Source organism: Arcticibacterium sp. SM2516 (assembly GCF_057914865.1).
The window spans coordinates 3,999,792-4,018,018 of the sequence record NZ_CP195290.1 but is presented as its reverse complement, the minus strand read 5'-3'; the positions used below and the strand labels follow the sequence as shown (position 1 = coordinate 4,018,018).

General features: G+C 42.0%; 1 protein-coding gene. It reads left to right on the top strand.

Translation table 11 applies throughout. The features are described from left to right. Nucleotides 1–19: 19 nt before the first annotated feature. A complete protein-coding gene (locus tag ACSBFT_RS16535) occupies nt 20–18,226 on the top strand; it encodes a DUF7507 domain-containing protein (protein WP_489601540.1) in 18,207 nt (6,068 codons plus the stop codon). The last annotated feature ends 1 nt before the right edge of the window (nt 18,227 follow it).

Below are 18,227 nucleotides of genomic sequence, written 5' to 3'. Positions count from 1 at the left end.
TTTTCGTAAAACACTTAGAATGGCATATTTAATCAACTGGATGGAAAATATTTACGCAAAGGGATTAGTAAAGAAGTTGTCGATAAAACAAAGGTTTATTGGCTTCCTGATTTTGCTTTCAACATTTTTTAATGTTCTCGGGCTTTCCGCTCAGATTATTGGAGGTCCTGTGAAATCAGACTCCTTAAAAAACACGTCTGCTGTTTCTATTTCTTATGCCAATGCAGGCGGAACCGACCAACTAATGCTGGTAGGAGTTTCAGGAGCTTCCATAACGGAATCAATTAGTACAATCACTTACAATGGGGCTTCTTTCACAAAGCTGGGTTTATATGCACATAGCACTAGCGGGAGAGTGGAATTATGGTATTTGACAAACCCTAACGTTGGCTCTTTTAATGTTGAGGTGACTTCAACAGGTAACGATTATGCTGCAATAGGCGTTTCAACTTTTATCGGTGTTAACCTTTCTTCTCCATTTAGTAATTTAAGCTTTGTTGATGGAAATTCAAATACGGCTGGTACCACCATAAATTCTACTACCAATGACTTGGTATTAAGTCTAGTTTCTTTTGCTAATAGCGATAATAACCTAACACTGGGCTCAGGACAATCTGGGCTTTGGAATTTTGGTGTTAATGGTGTAGTGGTGGGAGCATTAAGTTCAAAGTTAGGGAACACTTCCGTTGGCGTATCAAGTACTAGCACCCAAGTAAGTGATTGGGCGATGATGGCGGTTTCATTAAATCAAAATTGTACAGGTACAGTACTAGCCCCAGTTTTTTCATTAGGCGGAAGTTCTTCTCGATGTCAAGGAGCAGGTGATGTGACGTATACAGCCACTGCCACTAATTCCTCTTCTATAAAGTATTATTTAGATGCCACGAGTATTTCGGGTAGCAATAGCATTGATTCACTTACTGGAACAGTAACATATGATGCCAACTGGACGGGCACATCCACTATTACAGCAAAAGCAACAGGTTGCGGTGGACCATTGAGTTCTACACATACTGTCACTACTAATGCACCCGTATCTACACCCGTTTTTTCTTCTGGAGCCACTTCGTCTAGATGTCAAGCTGCAGAAAATATAACCTATACTGCTACTGCGAATAACTCCACAGGAATTACGTACACTTTGGATGCATCTAGTTCATTAGCAGGAAATTCAATCAATTCTGTCTCAGGAGAAGTTACTTTTATTGCAGGTTTTTCAGGAACTTCGGTTGTCACTGTCGCTGCATCGGGCTGCCCGAGTTCTACAAGTGCAACCCACACCATTACCACTAATGCACCTGTAACCACACCCGTATTTGTTTCAGGAGCTACTTCCACTAGATGTCAAGGAGCTGGAAATGTTACCTATACAGCTACGGCAAATAATGCTTCTGGAATTTCTTATGCATTGGATGCAAGTAGTTCAATAGCAGGGAATTCAATTAATCCTGCTAATGGCGTAGTAACTTTCTTAGCGGGTTATTCTGGAAATTCTGTAATCACAGTTACAGTTACTGGTTGTGATGGGCCCAAAAGTGCAACACATACGGTTACCACCACAGCATCGGTGACAACACCTGTATTTGCATCTGGGGCTACATCCACTAGATGTCAGGGAGTTGGAAGTGTCAGCTTTTCAGCCACTGCTAATAACGCCACAGGAATTACATATTCTTTAGATGGAACAAGTACATCAGCAGGAAATTCAATTAATACATCCAATGGTGTGGTTTCTTTCTTTTCAGGCTGGAGTGGTACTTCTACCATAACGGCTACTGCCACAGGATGTAATGGTCCTTTATCGGCCACACATACAGTCACTGTAACACCTTCCGTTGCTACACCTATATTTGCATCGGGCTTAAGCTCTACTAGATGTCAAGGTGCCGGAAGTATAACTTACACTGCTACAGCAGCTAATTCTACTGGCATTAGTTATGGCTTAGATGCAGCTAGTATAACCGCAGGTAATACCATCAATACCACCTCTGGAGCAGTTACTTTTATTGCTGGATATACCGGTTTATCTACTATTACTGCCACAGCCACGGGCTGTAATGGCCCTCAAAGTGCAACTCATAGTGTATCTACCACAGCATCTGTAACAACACCTGTATTTGCATCTGGGGCTACATCCACTAGATGCCAGGGAGCTGGAAGTGTCACCTATTCAGCCACTGCTAGTAACGCCACGGGAATTACATATGCTTTAGATGGAACAAGTACATCAGCAGGAAATTCAATCAATACATCCAATGGTGCGGTTTCTTTCATTTCAGGCTGGAGTGGAACTTCTACTATAACAGCTACTGCCACAGGATGTAATGGTCCTTTATCGGCCACACATACAGTCACTATAACACCTTCCGTTGCGACACCTATATTTGCATCGGGCTTAAGCTCTACTAGATGTCAAGGTGCCGGAAGTATAACTTACACTGCTACAGCAGCTAATTCAACTGGCATTAGTTATGGCTTAGATGCAGCTAGTATAACTGCAGGTAATACCATCAATACCTCCTTTGGAGCAGTTACTTTCACAGCTGGATTTACTGGAAGTTCTGTCATAACCGCAACGGCCACAGGATGTAATGGGCCTGTCACTGCTACACATACAGTTACATCTAATGGAACTGTGGAGGCTCCAATATTTGCATTAGGTATAAGTTCTACCAGATGTCAAGGAAGTGGGAGCGTTTCTTACTCAGCCACGGCAGTTAATTCTACGGGAATTAGCTATTCTTTAGATGCTACCAGTTTATCTTCAGGTAACTCAATTAATACTTCAACAGGTTCTGTTTCGTACGCTGCAGGATGGACGGGAATTTCTACAATAACCGCCACTGCATCAGGATGTAATGGGCCAGTAAGCTCGCAACATGAAGTCACCATTTCGGCATCTGTGACTACCCCTGTCTTCGGTTCAGGAAGTTCTTCATCTAGGTGTCAAGGCTCACAATTAATAACTTATTCGGCAACAGCTTCAAATGCCACAAGTATACAATATTTCTTAGATGCCAGTAGTACTAGTGCAGGTAATTCAATTAATATTTCTACAGGTGAAGTTACGTTCGCTGCGGGTTATTCTGGGAGTTCTGTGATTACAGCTACTGCTTCAGGATGTAATGGGCCTAAAAGTTCAACACATACCGTAACTACCATTGCTTCTGTTCAAGCTCCCGTTTTTTCTTCTGGAGTAAGTTCTGTTAGATGTCAAGGTAATGGGAATGTGAACTATACAGCAAGTGCTGCAAATTCCACTAGTTTGACTTATTCATTAGATAATATAAGCCTGTTAGCTGGAAATACGATAAATTCTGGAACTGGTAGAGTTAATTATACCTCAACATGGAGTGGCGATGCTATAATTACGGCAACTGCAGAGGGTTGCAATGGGCCAGTTACTACTACACATACAGCCACTTCTTCTCCTCCAGTTACTACACCTGTTTTTTTATCGGGTACTTCATCTACTAGATGTCAAGGAGCAGCTACTATTTCATATCCAGCAACATCCGCAAATGCTACTGGCATGTCATATTCACTTAATTTCACAAGCATTTTAGCGGGTAATACAATCAACTCAAGTACCGGGGATGTTACGTTTACAAATGGGTGGTCTGGTACTACCATCATTACAGCAAGTGCTTCTGGCTGTGATGGACCCAAAACATCAACACATACGGTAACAGTTGGTCCAACGGTAGGAACACCCGTTTTTAGCTCTGGATCAAGTTCAAGCCGATGTCAAAGTGCTGGAACAGTTTCTTATTCTGCCACAGCCAGTAATTCTACATCATTAACTTTCGAATTAGATGCAGTTAGTTTGGGTGCTGGAAATACCATTAATGCAACTAACGGAAGTGTAACATTCATTTCGGGATGGAATGGCGTTTCAACTATTACTGCCACAGCCACGGGATGTAATGGGCCTAAAGAATCCACTCATACAGTTACTACTAATAAACTGGTGGAAACCCCAATTTATGCAGCTGGTGGAAGTTCTACCAGATGTCAGGGAAGTGGAAACGTTTCCTATTCAGCTACTGCAGAAAATGCTACGAGCATATCTTATAGTATAGATGCTGCGAGCTCCTCGGCAGGAAATTCAATAAATTCAAGTTCAGGTAATTTAAGTTATGCTGCTGGCTGGAGTGGCACTACAATAATTACTGCTACAGCACAAGGTTGCTCAGGCCCTTTAACTGCAACACATACCGTTACTGTACAGCCTACTGTTACCTCACCAGTTTTTACATTGGGAGCAAGTAGCTCTAGATGTGAAGCGGCTGGTTCTGTTACATACACTGCTACTGCTTCAAATCACACTAGTTTTATCTATAGTTTAGATGCCACAAGTTTAGGTGCCGGGAATTCAATTAATTCATCCACAGGTGAGGTGACGTACCTTGCGTCATGGAGCGGGTCGTCCGTTATTACGGCAACAGTTACAGGATGTAGCGGCCCTAAAAGCACAAACCATACAGCCACCACGGCTAAAACATTAGAAACACCAATATTTGCTTTAGGAGGAAGTTCAACAAGATGTCAAGGAGCGAATTCGGTCAATTATAGTGCAACAGCAAACTATTCTACATCAATTGTTTATGGCATTGATGGAACTAGCTTTGCAGCAGGTAATACTATCAATTCTTCAACAGGTAACCTTACATATGTGGCTAACTGGGTAGGTAATACAACAGTGACCGCAACTGCATATGGTTGCTATGGTCCAAAAACGGCCAGCCATACTATATCTAGTACGGCATCAGTTACAAAACCAGTCTTTGCTCTAGGCAGTGCTTCTACTAGGTGTCAAGGTGCAGGAAGTGTAAGTTATGGAGCTACGTCTAATAACGCGACATCTTTAACTTATTCATTGGATGGTCTTAGTTTAGTAGCAGGAAATACAATTAACTCAGCTACTGGTTTAGTTTCTTATGTGACAGGATGGAGCGGCACTTCTACGATTGTTGTGGTAGCTCAAGGCTGTAATGGCCCTCAATCTTCTTCACATACTGTAACTGTTACGCCTACTGTAGGATTACCTATATTTGCTTTAGGAAATTCGTCAGTTAGATGTCAGTCCTCTGGGAGCTTCATTTATACAGCCACTTCCACTAATTCAACGGGGATGACCTATGACTTGGATGCGGTAAGTAAAGCATTTGGAAATACCATCAATACCGCTACAGGAGAAATTACATTTTTAGCCAATTGGATAGGCCAGTCTACTATTACTGCCACTGCTACAGGTTGTAACGGGCCAAGATCAAATGGACATACAATAAATACTATCTTTATTCAAGCCAATGATGATACAGGGTCGGGAACACAAGGCTCTCCAATAATTATTGCTGTGTTAGCCAATGATTTAGGAGATGTAGATCCACTTAAAGTAAGTATAGTAGTTCAGCCGAGTAATGGTTTTTTACAAGTGGGTACAAATGGAGAAATAACATACCTTCCTAATGGTAGTTTTCATGGTACAGATGCTTTCACTTATAGCGTTTGCTCTTCGGGTTCTACATTATGTTGTTCACAAGCAACTGTAACAGTTACTATTGCTGAAGGAGTAAATGACCCATGTGCTGAAGCTACGGACAGTAAATTGTTCTATTTACCTTTCCCAGAGAGTAAAAATGAATTAAGAGAAGCCTTATGGAGTGCAGGTAATGTGAGTAATTTAAGTAATAGGGTAAGGACAGTGCTTAGTATAAAAGTACCGTATCCTGGGAATATAATTACTTATGACCATTGGGAAGATGGTTATGAGACAGATATAACAATTCCAAGCCAAAGCACTACAGAAGTATGGGGCGATGGAAACGTAAATAATGGATGGGCACCGGGCTATCCTACAGATGTTATTCCAGCGGGTGGATATATTCTTATTGACAATCAATTTGACTATAACCCTAGAATCGCAAGTGAAATATTCTATGATGGTAAGGATAAAATATTAAGTTCTAGTGATGTAGCCATCTCTAAAATATCAGGTGATGCTGGAGTTGCCTCTGGCAGCAATAATTTTGACGTTCAAAGTGTTAAAACCAATGTAGTAGATGTTACCAGGTTTGGTAAGTTCTTTGTTATTCCATTTGGGGAGGATAATACTTTAGGAAGTACAGTGGCCTTTAAATATACTGGTGTTTTTGCTCGAGCTTCCGAGGACGGTACAATAATTAGTTTAGACTACGATGGCGACGGAAATGTAGATGTTACATCTTCTGTTTTGAATGAAGGACAAGTTTGGTTTTATGACGGAACAGCTTCTACTCCAGGTGTAAATGGAGATGTGAACAACGCAAATGATATAAAGTCAGGTGCCATTTTGACCTCAACTAAGGACTTTGGTGTCGACGTTATTTTTGGAGATATATCATCTTATGGTACCCGAAACCTTGCCTTATTTCCAGGTAATTTTTATGGGGATGTATATTATTCTCCCGCACATACTACGTTAAGTACGGCTCCTGTATATGCCTTTTTTACGAACAACTTGTCAGCCGCTATTACTATTGATTGGAATGCAGGGACAGGTACATCAGGTAATTTCGTAATTCCTGGCAAAGGGGAAGCTTATCTAAGTTTGAGCCAAGCTGCTGGGTATAAATTTAAAAGTAGAAATGGAGAAGCCTTTACGGCTGTAGCTGTTTTTGACGCCGACAATGACGGTTCATCTTATGACTGGTCTTTTAACATGATACCGGATGCAAGATTGTCTTCATTTGCAAGTATTGCATGGGCACCTGGAAGTAGTGATTTGTCTGGAAACTATAATCCGGTTTGGGTTACTGCTCCTACGGCTACCACGCTATATGTGAAGTACGACGGAAATTTAACATCCAAAACAGCCTCTATAAGCCCTTGCGGGATGCCTTTTGATATAGCAGTTCCTATTGCTGCACTACAATCATATAAGATTTTAGACCCAGACAATGATCAATCAGGATTGGCGGTGTTTACCTGTGACGGAACTAAAATAGCTGCTATCTGGGGACAAAATCCTAATGGAGCACCTACTGCTACACCAGGTATGGACGTTGGTTATGTAATGGAACCTAGATGTCTTCAGCAATTAATTGTGGCCAATGATGATCAAAAAGATACAGAGCCTGATACGCCAGTAATTATTGACATTCAAAAGAATGATTACGGCTTTCTTTGTACACCAAATCCTAATTCTATAGTTACTTTAGGATTATTACCTCCATCACATGGTTCTATAGTGATAAACCCAGATGGTAGTATTACGTATACGCCAAACACAGGATATCAGGGTCAAGATGAATTTGAATATAGAATTTGTTCTATTGAATATCCAGGAATATGCGATGTTGCTTTGGTTAAAATTAGAATCTCAGATTGTTTAGCATTGCCAACAGAAAATCTTATAACGGGTAAAGTTTTCATGGAAACCTTACCTGATGACATGGCCTATAGTAACGAAGCTGGAGTATCTGCCATTAAGGTTGATCTTTATATAGACAATAATTGTAATGGCGTGATAGATAGTGGAGAAGGGATAACAGAAAGTGTTTATTCCGACTTAAATGGTAAATATACTTTTAGTACCAAAAACGGAAACAATGCCAAAGACGACTTTGATCCAACTGCGAGCTTCACAGGCAACGATGGCGGTATTGCATGGAGTAGCTCTTGGACAGAGGTAGGTGACGATGGAGTTATTAATGCGGGAGACGTAAGAATAATGAAAGATGTTTCTTATGGAGGATTAGGAAATGCAATTCGCTTATCTGGTGCCAGTAATGGAATTAACAGATCCCTAGCTTTTTCAGATGCTTTGGGTGCTCAGTTGAAATTTTCATATAGAAGACAAGCTCTTAACAGACAAAGTGAGACGGTAGTTATAACACTGAATGGTACCACTATTTTCACCTTAAATGATGGAGGTAGTGTAGGAACAGACTTAAATTATCATAACATTACACTTCCTTTATATGCTTATAATGCCAATGGAATTAACACTTTACAGTTCATTACCAATGGTTCTACAGCCACAGATGATTTTTTCTGGATTGATAATTTAGAATTAACCTACTGGAAAAATCCACCAATTTGTTACGTAACAAAAATAGATGCCTCTACTTTTAATGGAGCTTATTCTCTTTCATCTCTTACTACACAAACAGCTAGTTTTAATGTTTTAGGAATTTGCGAAAAAGACAATAATTTAGGGGTTTTAGCTCATTTAATAGCAAGCGATGATAGTAAAAACACAAGTGTTGATACTCCCGTTATCATTAGTGTTCTAAATAATGATATCGTTGGAAAACCAAAAGCAAATACGGTAACAACGGCAGGGCCTTTACTACAGCCAACCAATGGGACTACTTTAGCAAATGCTAATGGAACGGTTACCTATACCCCAAATCCAGGGTTTATAGGTACAAATACTTTTGAATACAAAGTATGCAGTGCAGAAGACCCTCTAGTATGCGATATTGGCTTGGTAACAGTAAACATTACTTGTGCTTCTACACCATATAAAAATGTAGTTAACGGTACTGTGTTCTTAGACAAAAACAGCAATGGAGTCTTTAATAATGGAGAAACAGGTTTTCCAAATGTAAGTGTTAACCTTTACCAAGATAATAATAAAAACGGTACAATTGATGTTGGAGAACCTTTGATCGAAACTAAAAATACAGCATCAAACGGTTTGTATCAATTTGTAATTAGCCCACCAACGACTACATGGAGCTATCTTGATCAGTTTAATTCGAATACGACTGCGAATCAAAGTAATGGCTCTTCAAATTGGACTACGTCTTGGACAAAAATTGGCGACGTTGGAGATTTTAGTCAAAACAATGTGACTATCACTAATACAAACGGTTTAAAAATAAGTTCAAATGCTAATTTAGTAAGTGGTGCTTATCGTTCAGCCAATTTAATCAATGCAGTATCTGCAAGTCTTTCAATTAAATATACTGAGCAAGGACTAGATCTTGATGTGAATGATTATGTAGATATTCAGATAGCCAATACTTCCGCTCCTTCTAGCTGGACTTTATTGAAGAGGTTAACAGGAGCAGACGGAAACCAAACAGGTACAGAAACGTTTGACATTTCGGCACATATGTCTTCGGTTACTACAGTTAGATTGGTTTCATCGGGTTCATCAGGTATGGACAATGCCGATATTGTCTATTTTGATAATGTTAGTATTACATACAAAAACCCTGTTGCAACAAATTATCTTGTGAGATTGGCACAGCCAATCCCATCTGGATATAGTTTAACTACGCCTTTGCCTTCTCCTACAGGAACACGATCAGCAGCCTTTACAGGCTCTGGTGGAGGAAGTTGTGCCAATAATTTTGGTTTAGCTGTTGCCGATCTAGCAGTAATTAAAACGGTTAATAATACTACCCCTTATGTAGGTGATACAGTTACTTTTACCATTAAAGCGATAAATAATGGACCAGGTAGTGCTACAGGCGTGGAGGTTTCAGATAACATACCAGCAGGCTATAGCTTGATTTCAGTGTCCTTAAGTTCTGGTACTTGGATTGCCCCTACATGGTCTATTGGTAACATGGCAAATGCTCAAACGGAAACCATGAATTTTGTGGCTAGGGTAAATACAACTGGTTCATACGTCAATACAGCAATTATTGCCGGTAGCCAACCAGATCCAAATCCTGACGATAACGACTCAACGGCTATTACTTATCCTATTCCAGTGGCAGATTTGGCCATTGTTAAAACCGTGAATAAACCTACACCACATGTAGGAGATACTATTACGTTTAAATTGGTAGCTAAAAATTTAGGGCCTAGTCCTGGGACAGGCGTGGCAGTGGTAGATTCTATTCCATCAGGATATACTTTTGTTAGTTCATCTAGTTCAAAAGGCTCATACACGTATCCAAACTGGACTATTGGAAACTTAGCCATTGGCGATAGTGCAACTTTAAATCTTATACTAAAAGTAAAGGAGACAGGTGTGTATCTCAATAAAGGAAAAATTTCCGGAAATCAATTAGACCGAAACTTATCCAATAATACTTCGAGTAGCACTCCTATAATTTTGCGTCCTTCTCTTACAATTGATAAAACTCAGATAAGCGGTCAAAATCCGATAACAAGTCCTGGGGTATTGAATTATAGAATTGTAGTAGAAAATACAGGGAATGAAGCATTGTCTAGTGTTAGCCTTGTGGATACTTTATCAAACGGATCTTCTGGTACATTAACTTCATTTGTAGAAAGTATTTCCACGAATAGCATTTTGGAAATAGGTGAAACATTCACTTACTTATTTAACTATAATGTTACCCAAGCCGATATTGATTCTGGAAAAACAATAATTAATTATGGTATAGTAACCACGACGGAATTGCCGGAGCCAGAAATTGATAGCGTGTTTACGCCTATTAGTAAATTGCCAGGTTTGACTATTCGAAAGTCACAAATTAGTGGGCAATCTCCATTGACTTCACCAAGCCAAATAGGTTATGAAATTGTCATTACAAATACTGGAAATCAAAGACTTACCAATGTAGTGGTTAGCGATACACTTCCAAATAGAAATATTGGAGTACTTAGTGCTGTGACAGAGAGTTTAAGTCCGAGTAATTCAATACTAGATATCGGTGAAACATTTACATATACCATTAGTTACAATGTATCTCAAGCAGAGATTGATTCTGGTTATGCCATAATAAATAAAGGAGTAGTGACTACGAAGGAATTGCCTATTCCTAAGTCAGATACGGCTAAAACGAATATAAGTCAACTACCGAGTTTATCAATTGTAAAGACACAAATTGGTGGACAAAACCCAATAGTTACACCTAGTCAAATTGATTATTCAATCGTCATTTCTAATACCGGAAATATCCGTTTGACAAATGTAACTGTAAGAGATACACTACCAACAGGGGCTTCAGGGGTTTTGCCAGTACCAACGGAGAGCGTAATAACTAATGGAATATTAGATGTCGGGGAAACCTTCACATATTTAATAAGTCATAATGTCCTTGCGGCGGATATGTTAAGTGGGAATGATTTAATCAATACGGCCTATGTTAAGACCAGTGAAACGCCACCTTATAAATCAGATACGGCTTCTACCAAAGTTAGTACTGCCGATTTAAGTTTGACAAAAACAGTAAGCAATAACACACCAAATGTAGGCGACATTGTAACGTTTACTATAACAGTGAACAATGCAGGTCCAAGTATAGCCACCAATGTGAAACTAGCCGATTATCTACCGATAGGCTATAGCACCATAGGCAATATCACAGGCGGCGGAGTTTATCTGAATGATACCATCAAATGGAACATCGCGACGTTAGCGGTAGGAAAGGATTCAAGCTTGACCTTCACAGCAAAAGTCAACGCCCCAACAGGAACAGCGAATGAGTATAAGAATACAACACAAGTCACAAAAGTTGACCAATATGATGGTGACAGTACACCAGACAATGACGATGGCGACCAAAGCGAAGACGATGAAGCAAGTGCAAATATCAATCAGCAAGTAGCCGATTTAAGCCTAACAAAAACGGTCAATAATAATACACCAAATGTGGGCGAGCAGGTAACGTTCACGATACAAGTGAGCAATGCAGGACCAGACGCAGCGACCAATGTAGAATTAGAAGATTACCTACCGATAGGTTATAGCGGCATAGCCAACATCACCGGAGGCGGAACCTACCAAAACGACAGCATCACGTGGAGCATCGATACCTTAAAAGCAGGAGCCGACAGCACGCTGACATTCACCGCAATAGTGAAGAGTCCAACGGGAACAGCGAATGAGTATAAGAATACAACACAAGTCACAAAAGTTGACCAATATGATGGTGACAGTACACCAGACAATGACGATGGCGACCAAAGCGAAGACGATGAAGCAAGTGCAAATATCAATCAGCAAGTAGCCGATTTAAGCCTAACAAAAACGGTCAATAATAATACACCAAATGTGGGCGAGCAGGTAACGTTCACGATACAAGTGAGCAATGCAGGACCAGACGCAGCGACCAATGTAGAATTAGAAGATTACCTACCGATAGGTTATAGCGGCATAGCCAACATCACCGGAGGCGGAACCTACCAAAACGACAGCATCACGTGGAGCATCGATACCTTAAAAGCAGGAGCCGACAGCACGCTGACATTCACCGCAATAGTGAAGAGTCCAACGGGAACAGCAAATGAGTATAAGAATACAACACAAGTCACAAAAGTTGACCAATATGATGGTGACAGTACACCAGACAATGACGATGGCGACCAAAGCGAAGACGATGAAGCAAGTGCAAATATCAATCAGCAAGTAGCCGATTTAAGCCTAACAAAAACGGTCAATAATAATACACCAAATGTGGGCGAGCAGGTAACGTTCACGATACAAGTGAGCAATGCAGGACCAGACGCAGCGACCAATGTAGAATTAGAAGATTACCTACCGATAGGTTATAGCGGCATAGCCAACATCACCGGAGGCGGAACCTACCAAAACGACAGCATCACGTGGAGCATCGATACCTTAAAAGCAGGAGCCGACAGCACGCTGACATTCACCGCAATAGTGAAGAGTCCAACGGGAACAGCAAATGAGTATAAGAATACAACACAAGTCACAAAAGTTGACCAATATGATGGTGACAGTACACCAGACAATGACGATGGCGACCAAAGCGAAGACGATGAAGCAAGTGCAAATATCAATCAGCAAGTAGCCGATTTAAGCCTAACAAAAACGGTCAATAATAATACACCAAATGTGGGCGAGCAGGTAACGTTCACGATACAAGTGAGCAATGCAGGACCAGACGCAGCGACCAATGTAGAATTAGAAGATTACCTACCGATAGGTTATAGCGGCATAGCCAACATCACCGGAGGCGGAACCTACCAAAACGACAGCATCACGTGGAGCATCGATACCTTAAAAGCAGGAGCCGACAGCACGCTGACATTCACCGCAATAGTGAAGAGTCCAACGGGAACAGCAAATGAGTATAAGAATACAACACAAGTCACAAAAGTTGACCAATATGATGGTGACAGTACACCAGACAATGACGATGGCGACCAAAGCGAAGACGATGAAGCAAGTGCAAATATCAATCAGCAAGTAGCCGATTTAAGCCTAACAAAAACGGTCAATAATAATACACCAAATGTGGGCGAGCAGGTAACGTTCACGATACAAGTGAGCAATGCAGGACCAGACGCAGCGACCAATGTAGAATTAGAAGATTACCTACCGATAGGTTATAGCGGCATAGCCAACATCACCGGAGGCGGAACCTACCAAAACGACAGCATCACGTGGAGCATCGATACCTTAAAAGCAGGAGCCGACAGCACGCTGACATTCACCGCAATAGTGAAGAGTCCAACGGGAACAGCAAATGAGTATAAGAATACAACACAAGTCACAAAAGTTGACCAATATGATGGTGACAGTACACCAGACAATGACGATGGCGACCAAAGCGAAGACGATGAAGCAAGTGCAAATATCAATCAGCAAGTAGCCGATTTAAGCCTAACAAAAACGGTCAATAATAATACACCAAATGTGGGCGAGCAGGTAACGTTCACGATACAAGTGAGCAATGCAGGACCAGACGCAGCGACCAATGTAGAATTAGAAGATTACCTACCGATAGGTTATAGCGGCATAGCCAACATCACCGGAGGCGGAACCTACCAAAACGACAGCATCACGTGGAGCATCGATACCTTAAAAGCAGGAGCCGACAGCACGCTGACATTCACCGCAATAGTGAAGAGTCCAACAGGAACAGCAAATGAGTATAAGAATACAACGCAGGTAACGAAAGTAGACCAGTTTGATTCAGATAGTACACCAGACAATGACGATGGCGACCAAAGCGAAGACGATGAAGCAAGTGCAAATATCAATCAGCAAGTAGCCGATTTAAGCCTAACAAAAACGGTCAATAATAATACACCAAATGTGGGCGAGCAGGTAACGTTCACGATACAAGTGAGCAATGCAGGACCAGACGCAGCGACCAATGTAGAATTAGAAGATTACCTACCGATAGGTTATAGCGGCATAGCCAACATCACCGGAGGCGGAACCTACCAAAACGACAGCATCACGTGGAGCATCGATACCTTAAAAGCAGGAGCCGACAGCACGCTGACATTCACCGCAATAGTGAAGAGTCCAACGGGAACAGCGAATGAGTATAAGAATACAACACAAGTCACAAAAGTTGACCAATATGATGGTGACAGTACACCAGACAATGACGATGGCGACCAAAGCGAAGACGATGAAGCAAGTGCAAATATCAATCAGCAAGTAGCCGATTTAAGCCTAACAAAAACGGTCAATAATAATACACCAAATGTGGGCGACCAGGTAACGTTCACGATACAAGTGAGCAATGCAGGACCAGACGCAGCGACCAATGTAGAATTAGAAGATTACCTACCGATAGGTTATAGCGGCATAGCCAACATCACCGGAGGCGGAACCTACCAAAACGACAGCATCACGTGGAGCATCGATACCTTAAAAGCAGGAGCCGACAGCACGCTGACATTCACCGCAATAGTGAAGAGTCCAACGGGAACAGCGAATGAGTATAAGAATACAACACAAGTCACAAAAGTTGACCAATATGATGGTGACAGTACACCAGACAATGACGATGGCGACCAAAGCGAAGACGATGAAGCAAGTGCAAATATCAATCAGCAAGTAGCCGATTTAAGCCTAACAAAAACGGTCAATAATAATACACCAAATGTGGGCGAGCAGGTAACGTTCACGATACAAGTGAGCAATGCAGGACCAGACGCAGCGACCAATGTAGAATTAGAAGATTACCTACCGATAGGTTATAGCGGCATAGCCAACATCACCGGAGGCGGAACCTACCAAAACGACAGCATCACGTGGAGCATCGATACCTTAAAAGCAGGAGCCGACAGCACGCTGACATTCACCGCAATAGTGAAGAGTCCAACGGGAACAGCAAATGAGTATAAGAATACAACACAAGTCACAAAAGTTGACCAATATGATGGTGACAGTACACCAGACAATGACGATGGCGACCAAAGCGAAGACGATGAAGCAAGTGCAAATATCAATCAGCAAGTAGCCGATTTAAGCCTAACAAAAACGGTCAATAATAATACACCAAATGTGGGCGACCAGGTAACGTTCACGATACAAGTGAGCAATGCAGGACCAGACGCAGCGACCAATGTAGAATTAGAAGATTACCTACCGATAGGTTATAGCGGCATAGCCAACATCACCGGAGGCGGAACCTACCAAAACGACAGCATCACGTGGAGCATCGATACCTTAAAAGCAGGAGCCGACAGCACGCTGACATTCACCGCAATAGTGAAGAGTCCAACGGGAACAGCAAATGAGTATAAGAATACAACACAAGTCACAAAAGTTGACCAATATGATGGTGACAGTACACCAGACAATGACGATGGCGACCAAAGCGAAGACGATGAAGCAAGTGCAAATATCAATCAGCAAGTAGCCGATTTAAGCCTAACAAAAACGGTCAATAATAATACACCAAATGTGGGCGAGCAGGTAACGTTCACGATACAAGTGAGCAATGCAGGACCAGACGCAGCGACCAATGTAGAATTAGAAGATTACCTACCGATAGGTTATAGCGGCATAGCCAACATCACCGGAGGCGGAACCTACCAAAACGACAGCATCACGTGGAGCATCGATACCTTAAAAGCAGGAGCCGACAGCACGCTGACATTCACCGCAATAGTGAAGAGTCCAACAGGAACAGCAAATGAGTATAAGAATACAACGCAGGTAACGAAAGTAGACCAGTTTGATTCAGATAGTACACCAGACAATGACGATGGCGACCAAAGCGAAGACGATGAAGCAAGTGCAAATATCAATCAGCAAGTAGCCGATTTAAGCCTAACAAAAACGGTCAATAATAATACACCAAATGTGGGCGAGCAGGTAACGTTCACGATACAAGTGAGCAATGCAGGACCAGACGCAGCGACCAATGTAGAATTAGAAGATTACCTACCGATAGGTTATAGCGGCATAGCCAACATCACCGGAGGCGGAACCTACCAAAACGACAGCATCACGTGGAGCATCGATACCTTAAAAGCAGGAGCCGACAGCACGCTGACATTCACCGCAATAGTGAAGAGTCCAACAGGAACAGCAAATGAGTATAAGAATACAACGCAGGTAACGAAAGTAGACCAGTTTGATTCAGATAGTACACCAGACAATGACGATGGCGACCAAAGCGAAGACGATGAAGCAAGTGCAAATATCAATCAGCAAGTAGCCGATTTAAGCCTAACAAAAACGGTCAATAATAATACACCAAATGTGGGCGACCAGGTAACGTTCACGATACAAGTGAGCAATGCAGGACCAGACGCAGCGACCAATGTAGAATTAGAAGATTACCTACCGATAGGTTATAGCGGCATAGCCAACATCACCGGAGGCGGAACCTACCAAAACGACAGCATCACGTGGAGCATCGATACCTTAAAAGCAGGAGCCGACAGCACGCTGACATTCACCGCAATAGTGAAGAGTCCAACGGGAACAGCGAATGAGTATAAGAATACAACACAAGTCACAAAAGTTGACCAATATGATGGTGACAGTACACCAGACAATGACGATGGCGACCAAAGCGAAGACGATGAAGCAAGTGCAAATATCAATCAGCAAGTAGCCGATTTAAGCCTAACAAAAACGGTCAATAATAATACACCAAATGTGGGCGACCAGGTAACGTTCACGATACAAGTGAGCAATGCAGGACCAGACGCAGCGACCAATGTAGAATTAGAAGATTACCTACCGATAGGTTATAGCGGCATAGCCAACATCACCGGAGGCGGAACCTACCAAAACGACAGCATCACGTGGAGCATCGATACCTTAAAAGCAGGAGCCGACAGCACGCTGACATTCACCGCAATAGTGAAGAGTCCAACGGGAACAGCGAATGAGTATAAGAATACAACACAAGTCACAAAAGTTGACCAATATGATGGTGACAGTACACCAGACAATGACGATGGCGACCAAAGCGAAGACGATGAAGCAAGTGCAAATATCAATCAGCAAGTAGCCGATTTAAGCCTAACAAAAACGGTCAATAATAATACACCAAATGTGGGCGACCAGGTAACGTTCACGATACAAGTGAGCAATGCAGGACCAGACGCAGCGACCAATGTAGAATTAGAAGATTACCTACCGATAGGTTATAGCGGCATAGCCAACATCACCGGAGGCGGAACCTACCAAAACGACAGCATCACGTGGAGCATCGATACCTTAAAAGCAGGAGCCGACAGCACGCTGACATTCACCGCAATAGTGAAGAGTCCAACGGGAACAGCAAATGAGTATAAGAATACAACACAAGTCACAAAAGTTGACCAATATGATGGTGACAGTACACCAGACAATGACGATGGCGACCAAAGCGAAGACGATGAAGCAAGTGCAAATATCAATCAGCAAGTAGCCGATTTAAGCCTAACAAAAACGGTCAATAATAATACACCAAATGTGGGCGACCAGGTAACGTTCACGATACAAGTGAGCAATGCAGGACCAGACGCAGCGACCAATGTAGAATTAGAAGATTACCTACCGATAGGTTATAGCGGCATAGCCAACATCACCGGAGGCGGAACCTACCAAAACGACAGCATCACGTGGAGCATCGATACCTTAAAAGCAGGAGCCGACAGCACATTCACATTCACAGCCATCGTTAGAATTCCGACCGGTGCGGCAAAAGAGTTTATTAACGTAGCTGAGATAACGACTAGTGACCAGTTTGACCCAGATTCAGAACCAGGCAATGGTGTAGTAACAGAAGATGATTATGATTCAGCTTGTTTGAGTCCAGTTTTGAAACTTTGCAGTGAAAAAACAGTGAACTACGTCTTGAATGTACCAACTGGATATGCCACTTACCAATGGCAAAGGAATGGCGAAAACATTATAGGAGCTGAGTCTAGTACATATAATGCTCTAGAAGCAGGGGTCTATACGGTGTTGATTAATGGAGAAGCCTGTCTGGATGGAAACTGTTGTCCGTTTATCATTGCAGAAGACTGCGACTGCCAAAGTGTTAGCAATGTTTGTGTACCTGTGATATTTAAGAAAACTAAATCAAGAACTACACCCTAGC

Coding starts and splice junctions, on each gene's coding strand:
- ACSBFT_RS16535 (WP_489601540.1), top strand. CDS start 20: ATGGCATATTTAATCAACTGGATGGAAAATATTTACGCAAAGGGATTA.